The organism is Nostoc sp. NZL, from assembly GCF_015714705.1.
GTDB lineage: Bacteria > Cyanobacteriota > Cyanobacteriia > Cyanobacteriales > Nostocaceae > Nostoc > Nostoc foliaceum_A.
The window spans coordinates 37,628-55,056 of the sequence record NZ_WBKL01000095.1; the positions used below are offsets into that span (position 1 = coordinate 37,628).

General features: G+C 40.1%; 21 protein-coding genes. 3 read left to right on the plus strand and 18 right to left on the minus strand.

Annotation, left to right across the window (positions count from 1 at the left end):
- Window positions 1-3 precede the first annotated feature (3 nt).
- Complete coding sequence (locus tag F8R90_RS13700; RefSeq protein ID WP_196511204.1) at window positions 4-1,191, plus strand: hypothetical protein; 1,188 nt, start codon at window positions 4-6, stop codon at window positions 1,189-1,191.
- A gap of 126 nt (window positions 1,192-1,317) precedes the next feature.
- Here F8R90_RS13700 and F8R90_RS13705 read toward each other — a convergent pair whose 3' ends face one another.
- The 10 genes from F8R90_RS13705 to F8R90_RS13750 all read right to left on the minus strand — a co-directional run bounded on the left by F8R90_RS13705 (window position 1,318) and on the right by F8R90_RS13750 (window position 8,339).
- Window positions 1,318-1,782 carry an SMI1/KNR4 family protein gene (locus F8R90_RS13705; RefSeq protein ID WP_196511205.1) on the minus strand — a complete coding sequence of 155 codons (465 nt, stop codon included), beginning with the start codon at window positions 1,780-1,782 and terminating at the stop codon, window positions 1,318-1,320.
- Between the two features lie 14 nt (window positions 1,783-1,796).
- Window positions 1,797-2,189 carry a deaminase domain-containing protein gene (locus F8R90_RS13710; protein ID WP_196511206.1) on the minus strand — a complete coding sequence of 131 codons (393 nt, stop codon included), beginning with the start codon at window positions 2,187-2,189 and terminating at the stop codon, window positions 1,797-1,799.
- Window positions 2,190-2,221: 32 nt separating this feature from the next.
- A complete protein-coding gene (locus F8R90_RS13715) occupies window positions 2,222-2,506 on the minus strand; it encodes a 2Fe-2S iron-sulfur cluster binding domain-containing protein (RefSeq protein ID WP_196511207.1) in 285 nt (94 codons plus the stop codon).
- A 52-nt stretch (window positions 2,507-2,558) separates the two neighbouring features.
- The gene (locus F8R90_RS13720) at window positions 2,559-3,752 is read right to left on the minus strand and encodes a P-aminobenzoate N-oxygenase AurF (protein ID WP_196511208.1); all 1,194 of its coding nucleotides are present in this window, start codon (window positions 3,750-3,752) and stop codon (window positions 2,559-2,561) included.
- A 39-nt stretch (window positions 3,753-3,791) separates the two neighbouring features.
- Window positions 3,792-4,697, minus strand: a complete 906-nt coding sequence (locus tag F8R90_RS13725; RefSeq protein ID WP_196511209.1) for a ferritin-like domain-containing protein — start codon at window positions 4,695-4,697, stop codon at window positions 3,792-3,794.
- Window positions 4,681-5,742, minus strand: coding sequence for an aromatic ring-hydroxylating dioxygenase subunit alpha (locus F8R90_RS13730; RefSeq protein ID WP_196511210.1), 1,062 nt, complete (start codon window positions 5,740-5,742; stop codon window positions 4,681-4,683). The genes F8R90_RS13725 and F8R90_RS13730 overlap by 17 nt, the downstream gene beginning before the upstream one ends.
- A gap of 5 nt (window positions 5,743-5,747) precedes the next feature.
- Complete coding sequence (locus F8R90_RS13735) at window positions 5,748-6,488, minus strand: hypothetical protein (protein ID WP_196511211.1); 741 nt, start codon at window positions 6,486-6,488, stop codon at window positions 5,748-5,750.
- A gap of 240 nt (window positions 6,489-6,728) precedes the next feature.
- Entirely contained in the window at window positions 6,729-7,733 is a 1,005-nt protein-coding gene (locus F8R90_RS13740) for an aromatic ring-hydroxylating oxygenase subunit alpha (protein WP_196511212.1), read from the minus strand.
- The gene (locus F8R90_RS13745; protein WP_196511213.1) at window positions 7,717-8,139 is read right to left on the minus strand and encodes an Mpo1-like protein; all 423 of its coding nucleotides are present in this window, start codon (window positions 8,137-8,139) and stop codon (window positions 7,717-7,719) included. Before F8R90_RS13745 ends, F8R90_RS13740 begins: the two co-directional genes overlap by 17 nt.
- Window positions 8,140-8,174: 35 nt before the next feature.
- Window positions 8,175-8,339, minus strand: a complete 165-nt coding sequence (locus F8R90_RS13750) for a hypothetical protein (protein ID WP_179073616.1) — start codon at window positions 8,337-8,339, stop codon at window positions 8,175-8,177.
- A 263-nt stretch (window positions 8,340-8,602) separates the two neighbouring features.
- Here F8R90_RS13750 and F8R90_RS13755 point away from each other — a divergent pair, with 263 nt between their 5' ends.
- Both F8R90_RS13755 and F8R90_RS13760 read left to right on the plus strand, forming a co-directional pair.
- Complete coding sequence (locus tag F8R90_RS13755; RefSeq protein ID WP_196511214.1) at window positions 8,603-8,944, plus strand: type II toxin-antitoxin system RelE/ParE family toxin; 342 nt, start codon at window positions 8,603-8,605, stop codon at window positions 8,942-8,944.
- 4 nt (window positions 8,945-8,948) lie between these two features.
- Window positions 8,949-9,263, plus strand: a complete 315-nt coding sequence (locus F8R90_RS13760) for a helix-turn-helix domain-containing protein (RefSeq protein WP_196511215.1) — start codon at window positions 8,949-8,951, stop codon at window positions 9,261-9,263.
- Between the two features lie 43 nt (window positions 9,264-9,306).
- On the opposite strand, the gene F8R90_RS13765 is transcribed toward F8R90_RS13760, so the two are convergent.
- From F8R90_RS13765 to F8R90_RS13795, 8 genes are all read right to left on the minus strand, one after another.
- Entirely contained in the window at window positions 9,307-11,013 is a 1,707-nt protein-coding gene (locus F8R90_RS13765) for an N-acyl-D-amino-acid deacylase family protein (protein WP_196511216.1), read from the minus strand.
- A 20-nt stretch (window positions 11,014-11,033) separates the two neighbouring features.
- Window positions 11,034-11,963 (minus strand): OST-HTH/LOTUS domain-containing protein, encoded by a 930-nt coding sequence (locus F8R90_RS13770; RefSeq protein ID WP_196511217.1) that lies wholly within the window; start codon window positions 11,961-11,963, stop codon window positions 11,034-11,036.
- Window positions 11,956-13,245 carry a glycosyltransferase gene (locus tag F8R90_RS13775; protein ID WP_196511218.1) on the minus strand — a complete coding sequence of 430 codons (1,290 nt, stop codon included), beginning with the start codon at window positions 13,243-13,245 and terminating at the stop codon, window positions 11,956-11,958. Before F8R90_RS13775 ends, F8R90_RS13770 begins: the two co-directional genes overlap by 8 nt.
- A 6-nt stretch (window positions 13,246-13,251) precedes the next feature.
- Window positions 13,252-13,887: a YybH family protein gene (locus F8R90_RS13780; RefSeq protein ID WP_230966300.1), complete on the minus strand. Its 636-nt coding sequence runs from the start codon at window positions 13,885-13,887 to the stop codon at window positions 13,252-13,254.
- 184 nt (window positions 13,888-14,071) lie between these two features.
- A complete protein-coding gene (locus F8R90_RS13785) occupies window positions 14,072-15,268 on the minus strand; it encodes an MFS transporter (protein WP_196511219.1) in 1,197 nt (398 codons plus the stop codon).
- 88 nt (window positions 15,269-15,356) lie between these two features.
- Entirely contained in the window at window positions 15,357-15,479 is a 123-nt protein-coding gene (locus tag F8R90_RS33440) for a hypothetical protein (RefSeq protein WP_269141762.1), read from the minus strand.
- 204 nt (window positions 15,480-15,683) lie between these two features.
- A complete protein-coding gene (moeB, locus tag F8R90_RS13790) occupies window positions 15,684-16,856 on the minus strand; it encodes a molybdopterin-synthase adenylyltransferase MoeB (protein WP_152590576.1) in 1,173 nt (390 codons plus the stop codon).
- A gap of 70 nt (window positions 16,857-16,926) precedes the next feature.
- Window positions 16,927-17,385, minus strand: a complete 459-nt coding sequence (locus F8R90_RS13795; protein ID WP_196511220.1) for a Mov34/MPN/PAD-1 family protein — start codon at window positions 17,383-17,385, stop codon at window positions 16,927-16,929.
- Window positions 17,386-17,429: the final 44 nt, after the last annotated feature.

Consider the following 17,429-nt stretch of genomic DNA (forward strand, 5'->3'; position numbering starts at 1 on the left):
ATAATGGCTTTATCTAAAAAACAACAGAAAGTTCCAGCTACTTTAATCAAAGTTGGTAGACAAGGTGTTACCTACCAACAAAAAACGTATCAGTCTACAGAAAGAGTTCATGGTTCTACACAGGAAGATTTAGAAGAGTATGAGGATGCGATTGTAGATAGATCAGCGGCAGAAATTATTGATCAAATTAACAAGAGAGTTAAGAGTCCTTACTACTCTCTCTATTGTGGAATCGCAGCATTAATTTTACTATTTGTTTTCTTTCCTTTGTCCATAATTTTAGCGGTTGTAACTTATATAGTTTACAAAAAGGATGTTGCACGAAAGACAACACCCCTTTTTTATGAATTCTCTGATGATTACTCAGAAAAAAAATTTTATGAAAGTATTGCGTCTTTTTCAAATCTAGCAATGACGAAAAGCTCATGGCGATTGATGTCAAAAGTCGCTGTTGGTGATTGGAAGCGAAACGCTGGCTCAAACGCGGCTCTTATCCGACAGCGATCAAATATTGGTAAACAAAACCCCAACCTCCTCAAAACCAATGTTGACGTTTGGGGGATTGATGCTGGAAGCATTAAGTTATATCTACTTCCCGATCGCTTTTTTGTATTCCAAGATGGTGTTTATAGTGCGATACCTTATAGTGAAATCCAAGCATCCTTGCAAGACCTAGAGTACGTCGAACAAGAGGAACTACCTAGCGATGCTACAGTGATTGGGAAAACTTGGAAGTATGTCCGCCGTGATGGTGGTGCTGACCGACGTTTCAATAATAATCGCCAGCTTCCAATCGTACAATATGGAGTAGTTGTTTTCTCCACCCAAAATTTCATCGCTTATTTAATTGTTTCCAATCTTAGAATTGCTTCATCCTTTACTCAGTCCTTTTCTAGAATTCTGGCTTTATCTGATATTCGTACCGAACCTCTACCCACATCAGATAGCCAATTTCAAGCTACCTTGCCAGAAGTGGATCTTCTGCCAGAACATCTGGAACCTTTGAAGAAGGCAGCATCTCAAGGCTTAGAATTAACAACTAGCCAAATTGCTCAGTTACTTGGTGTATCTAGTTCGTTCATCACCAAAAATCCTGTCAGCTTTGACTACGAAGGGTTCCATTTTGTGCGTTCAGGTCGTTCAGGTCGTCAAATATCTTGGAAGGTTGAGTACCTTGGAACTAAAGTTTAGAGATTGAAGCAAAAGGGTTTTAGCGAGTAGGTTGAGTTAACATTAAGAAACCTAACATTTCCAAAAATTTACAAGTGCGATATTGAATAGTGGAAAAGCTGATTGTCAATTTGATATGGCAAATATCTAACTCGCTAGAGACATCGAAGATTTTAAATATAGCTCGATTTCCACTGCTATAAAATCACTAAACGTATCATGACTTTTGACAAAATAAGGCTCTTGCTGTCCTTCGCAATATGAGTAAGTTGGTGGGTTATCACCTTCTGAAAGCCTGAAAAAACTAAACTGATAACCCTGGTGCATGAAAAATACAAAAGCGTCCTCTGGCAAAGCTTCAGGAAAATCATTTTCTACCAAAAGTTGTTTAGCCCATTCTTGAATTTGCGGTAGATGCTGGTAGAAGCAATCTGAGCCACGCAAAAACTTACCAGCACCATGCCCCATAATCTTGAGAAAATCTTTGTAAATACTGGGCAAAGTAATACCTTGTTGTTGTTCAAATTGAATTATTTCCAAATCTGAACATGGCGAAACCTGATTCTCGTTAAAAATAAGCTGAAGTGGTTCGGGTAAATTGCGAATTGACATTTATACCGACTCCTTTACGCAATGTTTCCGTGATGTACATTTAGCTGAATGTTCGGGAAAGTCTGCCTAAACTGCTTAATGACATACTCACACGAATCACATGGCTCTCTTTCGGTGAATAACTCAATCTTACCCTTTACTTCTCTATTATTTGTATATTTTTCGGCGATCGATTCTAATATTTTGTACTCTGAGTCTAAATCTCTTCGGTGTCCGGTAACTTCAAAGGTTTTAAACATCAGTTGATTGGGTAAAATAACCGCTCCCTCTCGCAATAGCTTACCACTAAAAGCGAATAGCTCAGTAAACGTCTCATCTACCCATACTCTAGCAATAGCAACATTTCGGGCTGGTGCTGGCACGTTACAAGTTTTACGAATTTCTGTGACGCGCTTTAACCAATCCATACTTGCTCTTTTTGTTGTTTTTAAATCACCATCTAAATCTTACGAATTTCAACATTACCTGTAACATCAACTTGACACGCTAACCGGGCATAAGGATAATTAGCTGCTAAAGTCTCTAACATTTCCTGTTCTTCAGGTTGAGGAGGAGGAATATCACCAATAACCTCAACCAAACAAGTACCACAAATTCCAGTCCGACAACCAAATAAAACAGGTGAATTCTGAATCGTGAGATGTTCAGATAAACTTTGATGACATTCCAGAGTGATAGTAACAAAATCACTTACTGGAAACGATATTTTACAGAAGTCAGCCATGATACGCAATAATTTTACCTAAAAAACACTCTTCCATTCCTCTCTGCGCTGGTCACTGAGCGTAGCCGAGGTGCTGCGTATCTGTGTGAGATAAAATCAAATCCTCTTGCCGTTCAAAACCTTTAAAAGCCCTTTGTTGAGTCGCCAAATATCGAGAAATTGAATTAGTACCCATCAGTGACATATCTCGATTACGTTGCCAAAGATAATCGAGTTTTTCAACATAAACCTGATAAGATTTCATCGCTTCTTGATGAGTTGAAAAACTGCGCTGCAATCCTTCCGACTCCTCCGTAAAACAACGCCGCATTATTTCTTTAGCATCTTTGTCACTCATCTCAAAAATTGGCGATCGCAACACCCGATAAATCTTGCTATACAGCGCCGGATCGTACCAGAATATCCCGTTAATTGCAGCAGAAAAATGAAAATGATCGCGCTGACATCCCAGCAATCCTAAATTAGCAACCAGTCGCTCATAAGCACTTGGCGGCTTAAGGCAAGTGACAACATCGTGAGATATAATTGTCGAACTATTGAAGTGAAAACTTTCATCCATAAAGTGATAATAGGAGACTTTAGCAGGAATTGGAGCCGCTTCAGGATGAGGATGTTTTTGATAATAATTGCTGAGTTTGTGCTGTACTAACTTGCCGTTTAGTGTCCGCACTCCGCGGACAGTGAAATACTGACAAGCCAAAAAAGTATTATTCGCAGAAATCAGCCCAAAGTATTGAAGTTGAATTTTTTTCCACCAAGTTTTTAGGGCATTGGTATCAGCATAAACCATCGTTTCTGTAAAGGGGCCGCGCATGGGGTAGGTAAAGATAAGTTCCCCAAACAACGCTTGCTCAACCTGTTTGGCAATTGTGCGGAAGGCGTTAATGTGCGATCGCTCTTGGGCGGATTCCAAGTCTAATGTATCGCAGATTAAGCGAAAATCCTCTTGGGCGTAGAGTCCGGCTGCACTGGTTTGATTGAAAAAGATAGTTGCAATTTCCGCAGAAACAATTTGTGAGTAGTAGGCTACCCAGTAAAGTTGGTTCAAAATTATACGCTGATGTTGGCTGGACTGTTCCCATAAAGGTGTACCATATAGCAGAGAAAATTCCTCTGGGTTCCAATACTCGTTTTGGCAATCTTCATAGCAAAACTTGGTGACAGCTTCATCCATTAAAGCAGTATGATCTTGCTGTTTATTGCGAGTGTGGTTAATTTGTAATTTGCGATGAATAGTTTTTTCCATATCCGTTTTTATTTCACGCAGAGATAAGATTAATATTGATTACACACATTGATGGGCGGGGAGGGGTTTAAAGGCTCCGCGTTCTTCTAAATTTTGCAGGATAGACTGGGCTGATGTTCCTCCCATGAGCGATCGCAATATTTGTAATCGGGTTCCACTGTGGGTTTCAGTATCCAGTTCTTCTAGAATTTGGATTTTTTGCGATCGCGTCAGATGTCCTTTCACTTGTTCGATTGCTGCGAGTAAGCTTTGTGGCCCCACCTGTACCATAAATAAAAACTGTGCCAATACATCGATAATTGTTGTTTGACTCAATGCTGAAACAGTAATTTGATTAAACAAGGTGCTTCCCGTAGCATGATGGCGGGATTCAGATTGTAAAAAACTGGAAAAAAGTTCTGCTAAAACTGGATAGCGACATTCTTTCGCTAAACGCCGATAATGGCTTAAACCCCATCCTTCTAAAACGACTTGCAGCACAAACAACAAAACTGTTTTATCTGCACTTTCAACCACTTCTGATAGTAAGCGCAAAAACGGATCGTTCGTGCTAATTACTTCCATTTCTGGTAAAAAATGGCTAATTTGGTGAAGGTGGGTAGCTTCATCAGCTGTAAACAGTCCATAAAGCATTCGCTCTTCAATTGTTTCTGCTAAAAGTACCATTTTTGCCATGTAGCCAACGCCTGCTTTTTCAATGAAATATGATTCTTCTAATAAACTGCGGTTCGCAAGTTCCAAAATAGCAGATTGTTCATTAATATTAGATTGTTGAAAAATTTTGACTTGATGTAAATTGAAAAATTCAGCACCCCAATAATTTAATTGTGGGTAATTACCATAATTATTCTGATTGGGTAATGCTGCTGTTAATATCCGTCGCAAACGGTCATCATTATCTGTATGCGGTAGGTCAAAACCGACAATATTATATTTTGAATTCATGTTCAGGGCTAGGTGTTGATAGGGTTTGAATATCTGGATAATTAACAGTTTCCCACTTTCCCCAGGTTAAGGCTTTTTGTTGATTAACATGCTGAATAAATTCCATAATAGATTGATCTGCTTTAGTAGGAGTCTTTAAATCAAACTGAATTGTTTGAAATACCTGTGTATCGCCTTTTGCAAAGTAATTACCAACTTGCTGAGTTAACCATAACAAACCACGATTTAAAACCCATCCCCAAAATCCCGGACGCTTGGGAGTGACAAGAATTGTTTGCCCTTCAGTTTTACCACCTTCTATCATTCGCAGTGTAAATATAATGTAGAAATGCAGAAAATCTGGCCCTAGCGTCACAGTGCCAGTGCTACCATACCAGTAACACATACTATAAGTAACTTCGTTGCGATATAAAGGACGAATCAAGCGAACTAACCACGAATCATCCCCTCCTCGTGTAGTGTTGCTGAAGCTAATAGCATTGGGGTTAAGGTTTTGAGAATCAAATACAATCTCTAAAGGCAAATTGTGTACTGTATTGAAGTGGTGAGCATCAATCGCATTAATTAGTAAGACATTGGGATGGCAGTTTTTGATAAATCGAGTCCCCAATATATAATCACAATCTGCCTGTTCTAGTTCTGGTACAAAAGGCAGCGAACTTGGCTTTTCTTCTCCCACCCAAACCCAAATCATGCCGTACTTTTCTGCTGTGTGCCAAGTTTTAATACACACAGGTAGCAGTTTTCCGAGAGAAGGAATATCTACACAAATTCCGCGACTGTCATACTTCCAATTATGAAAAAAGCAGCGAATTCCATCACCTTCTACCTTACCTTCTGCTAAATGTGCGCCCATGTGTGGACAATAAGCATCTATAGCTACTACCTGACCACTAACTCCCCGATAAATTGCCAGATTTCTACCTAGCAACTTTAGAGCTTTTACCTTGCCAATTTTTAATTTTTTGGATGGTAATGTCCAGTACCATCCCTCTATAAATTGTGTCGGATTGTTAAAGTTTGATTGTGGGTTTGTAGATACCATAAGAATTAAATGAGAACACAATCTTGCACAAATTGTAACGATGATTCTGACTCCCACATCCGTTTTCCAGCACGAGTGAGATTGTCATAGTTAATTTCAGTTAAACAAACTAATTCATCCCCTAATCGATAGCCGGGGTTTATTTCTTCAAAAAACTGGATATGGGGGTTAGTCTGTCTTCCTGTGGGGATTTCAATTAACGCCTCACAGAGAATTTGGGGATGCGGGAAATTGACGATACCAGTTGATTCTTGGTATAAACTACCATAATATTCGCGTGCTAAATTCCCCATTAGATTCTTAACATCGGCAGGTGTTGTAACATCATAACGCGGGTAGAAATCTTGCCAAAAAGTCGGGAGAAAACGATAAGTGCGAAAACCAGAGCAAATTAGCAGCCAGTAAAGTTTATTTTCTGCATAGTGTTGACGCAGAAAATTGATAGCGGCAATCCAACTACGTGGTAGTGTTGTACTCGACCAAGCACTAGGATCAACAATAGTGTCGCCAGAATACACCACACTAATTTTTTCTCCCAAATAAGTCTTTTGGCATAACATCAGAGTTGAAAATCCTTTCAGTGCGTTGGATGTCTCATCTCTCAACAACAAAACCCAGTTTTTGCGCTCTAGATCAATTTGAAACCCATCCCAGGTTATACCTTGGAAGTGATTTTGCAGTAACGCATACATGGCGATGCGATCGCTTGGTTGCAAATTTTGAACAGGAATCAGCAAACTCTTCATTACTCGGAAATTACCTAAAATCGATTGGTAAGATGTATTTATTTAAAACTTTATCGACCAATTTGGTAAATTTACGGTGTAATGTGACAGATTACAAAATGGTTATCTACGCTACAATTTCATATTCACATCTTGCGCCTTTTCAGTAAGGGTTAGTAGGCATTTCCTATTCTGCAAAGGATTAAGAAACCCAAGATTACCAAAGTTTTTGTTAAGTTACGCTGTCCCTAACCCAATGTATTATTCTACACCCCTATTTTTTGACCATCGAGACGGTTTTAGCTGATTTACATACTCCATATATTCAGCTAATGGTTGATCAATACTAAGGAGCAACTTCGGATTAAAGCGGATATTGTCGTAAATCTTACCATCTTCATCCCTAAGCATATAGTAAGCCAAGCGCGTACAGAATAGCAAAAACTGACTTAGCAGATACCCTAGAATACCTTGACGCTTTTCAGTTACATAAATCGGTTGAATTCTCGTTTTTCCAGGTGCAATTGGAGTATAAGCATATATCATATACAGTGGCGGAAAAAGCCTAACATCTTTCATCATTGTTAACAACCCAATGCAACCATGAGCATAACGCATTGAATATTGATATGTAGAACCAAGAAATTTTTGACCTAACTTTTCTCTCCAGGTGGTTTGAGGGAATTGTCCCCGCATTGTAAAGTCGATTTGTGTGCCTAATTCGCTGCGATGTAGGGACAGATCCATTTTGATATCTAAATGATGAATTGTTTTTAAATGTTGAGCATCAATCCCATTCATCATACAAATATGTTGATGACAACTTCTTGCAAATGCAATATCAGCTTGTGCAACAATTTCTTTTCCCTTCAATTCATCAAAATCAGCCACTCCCTCTGGTGCTTTAGCATCTGGATAAATCCAGATAAATCCATACTTTTCTTCTATTGCATAAGCTTGTAATTTAGCTTGGGTAGGAATTTCTGATTGACAGGGAATATTTTGACAAATTCCTGTTTCATCAAATGCCCAATGATGAAATGCACAACGAATCCAATTGCCATCAACCTTTCCAATTCCTAAATCTGTCCCCAAATGAGGGCAGTAAGCATCTAAGGCGCGTACTTGCCCATCTTCACCTCTAAAAATGGCAATTTTATGACCGCATACTTCTACAGATTTTGCTCTTTTTTTAGGTATTTCATGACTAGGACAGGCAATGTACCAACCTTTAGCAATTACATTCCAATTATTGAATATTTGCATAATTGTTTGATAGATAATTATTTAATATTTCTTGTCGTTGGCGAATATCATCTCGATATTTACCCGTCAAAATTCTAAATAACATTTTACCTAAACAATAAGAAGCCCGCCAAGAAAATACAGCATCTTGTAAATCAATATGGCTACGCTCAAATAAAAAATGTCCAGTTAATCCCACCAATTGAGTTAACGGTAAGCCCAAGAGCAACCAAAAGTTTTGCAACTTCCAAGTATAAAAGAGTAAACCGTAAAAAAATAATATTCCGAGAATGTGTAAAGTAATATTAATTGGATGTTGATGTTTAAGAAGAAAAATATCCCAATAATCTGTAAAAGGATGATCTGTAATTTGATTATTAATTCGATTTTTTAGCTTTTGTTTAGGATTAGAATTGATATTAATCATAAGAGAGTGTATGAGAAATCAACATAATTTATACCTTAATAGTCATTATCAGCCACACAAATCCCTTTACATTTAATACCGTTCGTAGCAGTACGCTGGCAATGAGAACATAAAACTTTTTCGTTTTCTGTTTCTTGATTTATCTCTATACTAGTGCTTGCCTGTAGCTTGTCTTTTTCGGTCTGAAGTTTTTCACTCATAAGAATGGTAGGATTTTTTGCTGTTTAAATTTTACAAGTTATTTAGGAGTGATTATTGGTGAGGCACTATCTAATATAGCAAAGTCATACCTGTCCTGAATAAAGCGATCGCTCCACCCGCTGTAGGTATTACTCTCATAAAAATAGTGCGTTATATTTTCGTTAACGTAGCGTTAGAAGCTATGACCAACACAACATCAATGTAGTTTGCCCATAACCTTTAAGTAAATTTCTCGATATATCAGATATGATATAAATACAGAATGGGAGATCAAAGTAAACCTTTAGTTTGGTTACATGGTGAAGTTAAAACCCCACCTTTCAGTCAAGAAGCACGCATAGAAGCGGGTGTTCTGCTCAGACAATTACAGGAAGGTGAATCCCTTGGGTTGCCACATTCACGCCCTATGCCAAGTATAGGAATTCACTGTTATGAATTACGTGTTCGAGATGCAGATAAAAACTGGAGGATCATTTATCGAATTGATGACGATGCAATCTTGATTGTTGAAGTTTTTAATAAAACAACGAGAACAACATCGAAGAAGATAATTGAGGTCTGCAAAAAGCGTCTGAGTAAATATGATACCGATCAACAGGAGTAATGTGATGGATCAAGCCAAGAGAGAACGTTTGGAATCTAAAGGCTGGAAAATTGGCACAGTTTCAGATTTTTTGGAGTTAACACCCGAAGAAACTATCTTGGTTGAAATTAAGCTAGCTCTCAGCCAAAACTTGAAGGAGCGTCGGCAAAAACTGATGACTCAAAGTGAACTCGCTGCTAAAATTAGTTCCAGCCAACCTCGGATTGCTAAAGCTGAAAATGGCGATGCTTCAGTATCAATTGAATTGTTGATCCGGGCAATGTTAGCCACAGGTGCAACTCCTCAAGATATTGGACAAGTGATTGCTGGTGTGGGGTAAAAGCAATTCAATCCTCCCCTCTCAAGCCTCCGCGTGAGATAATTCAACAAGGAAACAAAACCGTTCCCAACTTTTCACGCCCCAAGCGATCGCTCACTTTCCCCCGACAAACAACCCGAACTCCATTAATATAAACCCCTTGCACAATCTCATCCGAGCCACGCTTAACCATCCGAAGTTCACCATCTAAAACGGGATCTGATATCTGCACCTGCGGGCTAATTGGCTGATTTAAAGCATTGGGATCGAGTAAAACTATATCTGCTTTCGCACCAACTTTGAGAACTCCCGTATTAAGACGGAACCAACCAGCAGGTTCTCCAGTAACGCGGCAAATTGCAGCTTCTGGTGAAAGGAACTTCGTTGCAACTGCTTGTTTGAGCACAGATAAAGCTCCATCATAGTAGCCCAGGTTACGGACATGAGCGCCAGCATCAGTAAAACCAGGCAAAATATGCGGATGCTGCATCATCGCTAAACGGGGTTTTAGGCGATCGTTCGCTCCTGTCGCCACCCAGCGTAAATCTGTATCGTATTTTTGTAATGCGTGGATAAATAAATCCACTGGTTCTTGTTGCTTTTGACGAGCAATTTGAGCAAAAGTTAACCCTTGCCAACTTGCTTCGGGACAGTGAATAACTTCCATCAAATCTAACCGACGATGGAATGATTTACGCCGTTTACTGAGCCATTCTTGGCGAAACTGACGACGAAATATTTCCGATGCCCATAGTTGTTGCCTTTCTTCTCGTGACTGACAGCCATTGAGTTGTGCGCCTGTGGAAAATTCTTCAAATAAGGGAGTCACAGATCCATCAGAGTAAATGGTGAAGGGTTCCGTTAAGGTTTGAAAGCGCACATTACCATTTAGAAGCCGATTCCAAATAAAAAGTAGGGGGGAAAATATTCGCCATAGTTTGCGATCGTGTACGGCATCTAAGGCTGAGAGGACTGTTAGCCGCAGCGGTTTTTGTCCAATCCCTGAACCCATCCGCAAAATATCCACAAAGGAAGCGAGCCGTTGTAAATTGGGTGTGACTTGAAAAACGCGATCGCACCGTCGACATAAATCTGCTAACATCGCATATTCTTTAAATTTGGCGTGTTGGGAAGGAATTGTACAGCCTTGCCATTTTCCACTCATCCGATGCCAGGGAAACATATCAATAGAAATGCCAATAAAGCCAGCATCTATTGCATCTCTGGCTATGCGCTGCATAAGTTTTAGTTCAAATTTTGTCGGCTGAACAGTTAAACTGCGTTCTAATCCCATCACATGAGCGCGTAAAGCACTGTGTCCAAACATTGGGGCAACATTGGGGCCAAGTGGTAACTGTTGCAAATGCTGTAAATATTCTGCTGGTGTCTGCCAGGAAACCGACTTTTTCAACCATTTTGCAATCAGCCGATGGGAAAGTGTCTCTACTCTCTGAAAAATATCAGCCAGGATTTGGGGTTCTGCGATCGCAACAGACAAGCTACAGTTACCAATAACCACGCTAGTAACACCATGACGAACTGATTCACTCAATCCTGGTGCAATTTCTAACTCTAAATCGTAGTGGGTATGAATGTCGATGAATCCAGGTGTCACCCATAAACCAGAAGCATCAACCACTTCACGCGCTGGGGTAGTTAAGGAGGGCGCAAGGGTGACAATGCGTCCGTTTTGAATGCCGATATCTCCGCGCACAGGTGGAGAGCCTAAGCCATCGAAAATTAACCCGTTTTGAATCAGCAAATCTAACATAATTCTCTAATTTGATAATTTCAGCTAATTTCATTTTTTCCTTGATAAAACCGAAAATAAATTTTATATTTATTGTGTTTCTTCCATTTTGATTTTTTCACTTTAAACAAATTAGATATTTTGATTATTTCCAGAATATTATTAAAGCCATAATCATTAGGTTTTATTTCTGGGTACTCTGTTTTTAGCCGTTGTTCACAAATAGATAAAGAAATCCATCCATCTTGATTTGCTATCTCTGCTCCAATACGACTCAATGCACGAACTATTTTAGTATTTTGCCATAATTTATTTTTTTCTGCTTGCGGGTTAAATGTAGAAGAATTGTTTTTATTAAAATTATTTTTTATCTGGTAATCAAAACGTTCATCAAGATTATTTTGAACCTCTATTTCAAGAGAGCCACCCGCTCTTGTTAAGGATTCATTCAAGAGTGAATACAAATTATTTAGACTATTTTGATACTTGTTAATGTCATCTATATTATCGACATTTTCGTATAATAATATATGTGCAGAAATAAAAATTGGATCAAAAATATCATTTATATCTTTTATTGCTTTTCTATATTCCTCTAAAAACTGTATTCCTCGATCTATACCTTCTTCTGTATTAAGATTAAAGCCTGGTAATTTTATAAGGTGATGAATAATAGTATTTCTATAATTTACAAACCTATTAACTAAAAATTCTGCATCATCATTTAATAAAAATTTATTTTGCTTTAAATAGTTGAAAATAAACCCTAGTGTTCTTTTATCTAAAATCTTCTCTCTCGCTAAAAAATCTTCTTTGGTAATTTCAGGCAATGAATCGTCAATATTAGGATGAATAAATTTACTAAGCTTTTTCAGCTTATATTCAATTGCTTGACCTTCATAAACACTTACTCCAATTAACATAAAGTATTTTTTCTGCTTTTCTATCAGATTATCTGATTCTTCAACCATAATTTTTTCCACCACAATGCTCAGTTTTAACCCAGCGCGATCGCTCTTTTTGCACACACATCTTTAAAGTCGTCACAATCATCACAGGAATCCAATGCACCATGTATAATGATCCTTGAATTGTTGCCCAAAGCAAAGACCATCCTCTTAAATTTTGAAATTGGTAAAGTCCAGCAATAAAGGCAATTGTCAAAATGATGCTGAGTAGTGTCTGGAGGGGAAACAGAACTGGATGATGGCTATAAAATATTGTCCAAAGTAAATCGGGTATTAGTCCAATTGGTAGAATAAACTGCAATAAAAAAAACAATAATAAATCAATTTCTTTCTCACAACCTAAAGTAAGAATTTGCGGAAAATAATCTAGGTAACGCTGGTAGCCACCTTCAGCCCAACGACAACGTTGATTCCAAAGTTTTTCCCAAGTAGTTACACCTTCTTCTTGAATTGATGGAACTGTAACAAACTCAATTTCTGCACCCGCTAAATAGAGTTTGAAGCAAAGATCCAAATCATCCGTGACAGTGTTCTCATTCCAACCTTGACACTTTTCTAACAATTCCCGACGAACTAACATCCCATTACCCCGCAGTTCAGACATTCCACCAATAGCAATGCGATGGGTTTGGAGAAAGCTATCACAGTTCATTTCCATCTGCTGGCAACGGGTTAAGAAATTGGTATTAGCATTAGAAATTGCTTTTCGCACTTGCACTGCACCGATCGCTTGCTTCTGAAACAGAGGTACTGTTTGCCGGAGAAAATTGGCAGGTAACTGAGCATCCGCATCACAGACTAGGATAATCTCCCCTTGCGTAAAGGGAAACACCGCATTCAACGCCCCTGATTTACCACCTTTTGATTTCCGTCGATGAACTTGCAAAGATGGAAATTGAGTTTGTAATTCCCTCAAAACCTGGGGGGTTTCATCGGTACTACCGTCATCAACAACCCAGATATCTAGAGAATCGCTGGGATAATTCAATTGGCATAAGCTGTAAACTAGATTAGCCAAGACTGGACTTTCATTTTTAGCCGGAACTAAAATCGAGACTGGCGGTAAAAAAATCTGACTCTCCATCACCGCAGCCGCTGGTTTTGCTATCAGCATCCGTAACGTTTGCACAGCCAGGATTGCCGTTAATCCCAGCAACAACCATTGTGTTTCTGGTAGCCAGTGCAGCAAACTCACGCCACCCCAGACCAATAAAAGTATTATGGTTGCTTTGAGACGGCGATAAAAGCTAGTATTTTTTCTTAGTTGAAAAGTGCTTTTTGCCACTCTCTTCTATATCCTTTCTGTTCGTTGCTTAGTCCTGCGACGCAATACTAGCATCGTCACTGCTCCCAGAAGGAAACCGCCTACGCCTGCTGCAACTGCTAGAATCCGCCCCAATTGTTGAGCAGCATTCAAGACCGGGTTATCCAGCAGATTGGAAGAGAAATGCAGCGATTGAATCGTCCATTTATCTTGGAGTTTTTGCAGCACTGCTGTCCATCGCAACGCCATATCAGCCGCTTTGCCATCTTTGAAAGAAAAAGATGCGATCGCTTCTCCAGAGGCGACATCTATCTCTGGAGTGAGAAAATTTCTGAGAGTTTCTCCCTTTAGCTGCATTTTGATATCTTTAATGGAACTGGAAAACTGCTGATTCCAGTACCTTTCAAACTCAGAAACTTTGTGAAAAATCTGGTTATCAACTGTTGTTATTGTGAAGTTTGGGTGCAAGTAAGGCTGGATTTTAGCAAAATCGCGAGTATTTAGGGCTTGGAGGGCAATATCTCGTGTACGAATAATTGCATTTATCTCCTGTGGGTTGATATCTGCTAGAGCGTATTGGGGTAGATTCCAAATTACCAACACTAACAAAATACTCCAAAGTAGCTGAGTGCATTTGTATATGCTTGCCCATTTCTGTTTCATGATATAAAAAACTTGGTGTTACTGAATTAAAGTATAAATTATGCGATGCCTGCGACGGGCGTAGCCATCGCTTCAAGCTTGCGGGCACAAGCGCCTATAGCGCCAAGGAAGCTTAGTCCTGATTCTGTCGCATATTAGAAGGTTGGAATTTTAAACGCAGAGGTAAGCATAGAATAAGTTTGCGTTACTCTGCGTTCATTTGTGTTTCAGAAATGCTACTCACTACAATGCAAACACCAGCTAACAAAAATGCCAATGCACCTGCAATTGCACCAACAGGAGGTGTTATCCCTTGTAGTTGGGGAAATAGAACGCCAAACAAACTCATCGCTAAAGCGAACCCACCAAAATACATCCCAATTCCTAATCCCGCCCATCGCTGGGGTACGAGTCCTAAAGCAAAAGGAATTGCTCCATTGACAATTAAACTAAAGCCAGCGACGAGCAACACAATTATCGGAATTTGTGCGCCCACAGATATCATTATCAGTAGCGAGGGAATGATTGCACAGATGCCACAAAGCATTGCTTGACTATTACCAATTTTGACGGCGAACATCCCTGCTGGTATGCTTGCAATTGCGATCGCTAATCCAATCCACACCATTTGCACATCAATATTATCAGTATTCAGTTGGTTTTTCAGTACTTTTGCCAAGACATCCATGAGAAATCGGATACCCCAAGCTACACCGAAGCCAGTTCCTAAAATCAAAGCCAATTTCTGCAAGGGCAATTTTACTGTTTCTGCTTGGTGCCTATCCACTGGCGCTTCTGGGGGATTGACTAACCGCAGCACAGCAGCTGCACCCAGCATGACGAAAGAACCGATCGCAAAGGTATAAACTGGCCCTAAATTAAGAATAAACTTGTGGCTTATTGGTCTAAAAGCCCCAATTACACCACCTACCAAAGTGACGAAACTTACTGCTAAAGGTAACTGGGCTGGTGTTGCATACATCCCCAATAAGCACATAGCTGGAGAGCGAAATATTGTCATTGCTAATGCCCAGGCTACCAATACTATAGGTAAGAGCGATCGCATCACGGTAGTAGGCGGGATCAAGCTGACAACGCATGGTATGGCAATAAACAAAGTCGCTGACAAAATCATCCCTCCTGAGATGAAGGGAAACCTAGTTCCTACCCAGCGCCTAGCTTGATCTGAAAGTCCACCCATTAGGGGTTCCAGTATTGCACCCAAGGCATTTTCGACTAGCACCAAACCAACTGCCAATGAGGCGGGAAAACCAAACTGAGTCAAAAGTTGCGGCAAATATATATTATAAATTAACCAGGTGAGGGTAATTGCTCCCTGCACTGCTGCCAACACCCAAACTTGCACCCATAAAATATTGAGACGAGATGTCGAGGTAGTCAAGTCGCTTCGCTCCAATTAAAAATTAAAAATTATTAATTAAAAATTCCAGTTGCGCGTAGCTTGCTTCCCTGTAAGGGTACGTGGACTCTCATACAGAAGTCATGCCGTTGGCTTTACGCTGCGCTATCAGTGTTGGCTCTGTACCCACCAATGATAGCGTAGCGTTAGCGAGTCCGCGAGCGTCTTGTAGACCACTGAATCTTTGATTCATTGTTGGCTCTGTACCCAAAATTAATTAAAAATTATTCTTTTTCTTAATTTTTAATTTTTAACTTTTAATTCAAAAAAGGTCATCAAGAGATGGAGGAATGGGAGACTTCAACCGCAAACTCACTCTAGTCGTGGTAGGAAACAGAGCGGAGACGGAGTTGCTCCGCCTCCGGAGCAGTATTCCTCCTGCCTCCTGCCTCTTTTGTTAATACTCTGGAACTGAAGGATCGATTTCTCGACTCCAAGCGGTAATTCCGCCTTTGACATTCGTCCCAACAATCCCGGCTTCCTTGAGGATGGCAAGGGCTTTTGCTGATCGTCCGCCCATCTTACAATGAGCAATTAAGCGGTGACCGTTCAATATTTCCTTTACCTTGGCAACGCCATTCCCATTTTCAATGTCTGGTAAGGGCACCAACACTGAACCAGGAATTTTAGCAATATCATACTCATTGGGGTTGCGGACATCCAGCAGTACAAAATCTTTTGCACCACTATCCAGCAATTCCTTCAAATCCTTAACGGTCATTTCTTGCATTTCCATCTGCTGTTTCGCCTCCTCTGCCTTAGCTTGTGGAATTCCGCAGAATTGTTCGTAGTCTATCAGCTTTTCAATTACTGGGCGAATCGGGTTAGGACGCAACTTCAACTCCCGAAATTTCATATCTAAGGCGTTGTATAGCAGCAACCGTCCACTCAAGGTGTTACCTTGTCCCAGAATGATTTTGACCGTTTCTGTTGCCTGGATTAAACCAATAATTCCTGGCAATATTCCTAATACGCCACCTTCTGCACAAGAGGGAACCATTCCTGGTGGTGGTGGTTCTGGAAACAGGTCACGATAGTTAGGGCCACCTTGGTAGTTAAATACAGTAGCTTGCCCTTCAAAGCGTAAAATTGAACCGTAGACGTTGGGCTTATTCAGCAATACGCAGGCATCGTTAACTAGATATCTGGTGGGGAAGTTATCAGTACCATCCACGACGATATCGTAGGGTTGGAGGATTTCCAGGGCGTTTTCGGAAGTCAGGCGGGTTTCGTATAAATCAACCTGACAATAGGGGTTAATCTCGTGAATGCGGTTTTTTGCCGATTCAATCTTAGGTTTACCCACCCAGGATGTACCGTGGATTACTTGGCGTTGTAAGTTGGAAGTATCGACAACATCGAAATCTACAATCCCGATGCGTCCAATACCCGCCGCCGCCAGATATAAAAGTAGTGGTGAACCTAGTCCACCTGTACCGATACACTGTACACTGGCCGCTTTCAGGCGCTTCTGTCCTTCTAGTCCGACTTCCGGCAAAATTAGGTGTCGGGAGTAGCGTTCGTAATCGTCTTTGGTCAACTGGATTTCATCCAGATTGGGATTGAGCATAGCAGTTATGATCTGGGAGAGCGGAATATTAATCCTATCGAAAAACGATATCCGTCTTGAAATTAAGCCGTTAAATTATATTTTCAATTGCCTCTGCTTGGAACTGATGATGATCGTCAAGGCTCCAGCTTCGGAGTTCTCCAGCTTTACCGTTTTGGACGGTAACTATTATATACGAGTATCCTAGCCAAGCGTATAAGCGATCGCATTCTGAAGGGATAGCAGGATGATCTGGGTGGGAATGAAAAATGCCGATGATGTTTAGTGAGCGATCTCGTGCTTCTTTTTGTGTTTTTAGCATAACTTCAGGTGCGATCGCATATTGCCGTTTTTTACTTTCTGCTGTGTGTTCCCCTGAGAACTCAGCAGCCGCTTCTGTATTCCAGGCATTTTCTGTTGGCATGACTTCTACCACAGTTTTGTCATCATTAGCCAGATAGCCTAAAATTATACCGCAGCACTCCTCTGGATAGGTGCTTTCGGCATGGGTGCGAATATTTTGCAAGTGTTCTTGGCTAAGTTGAATCATCTCTGCGTTGGTAATTTTGGTAACCTCTAGCAATTCTTGCTTAA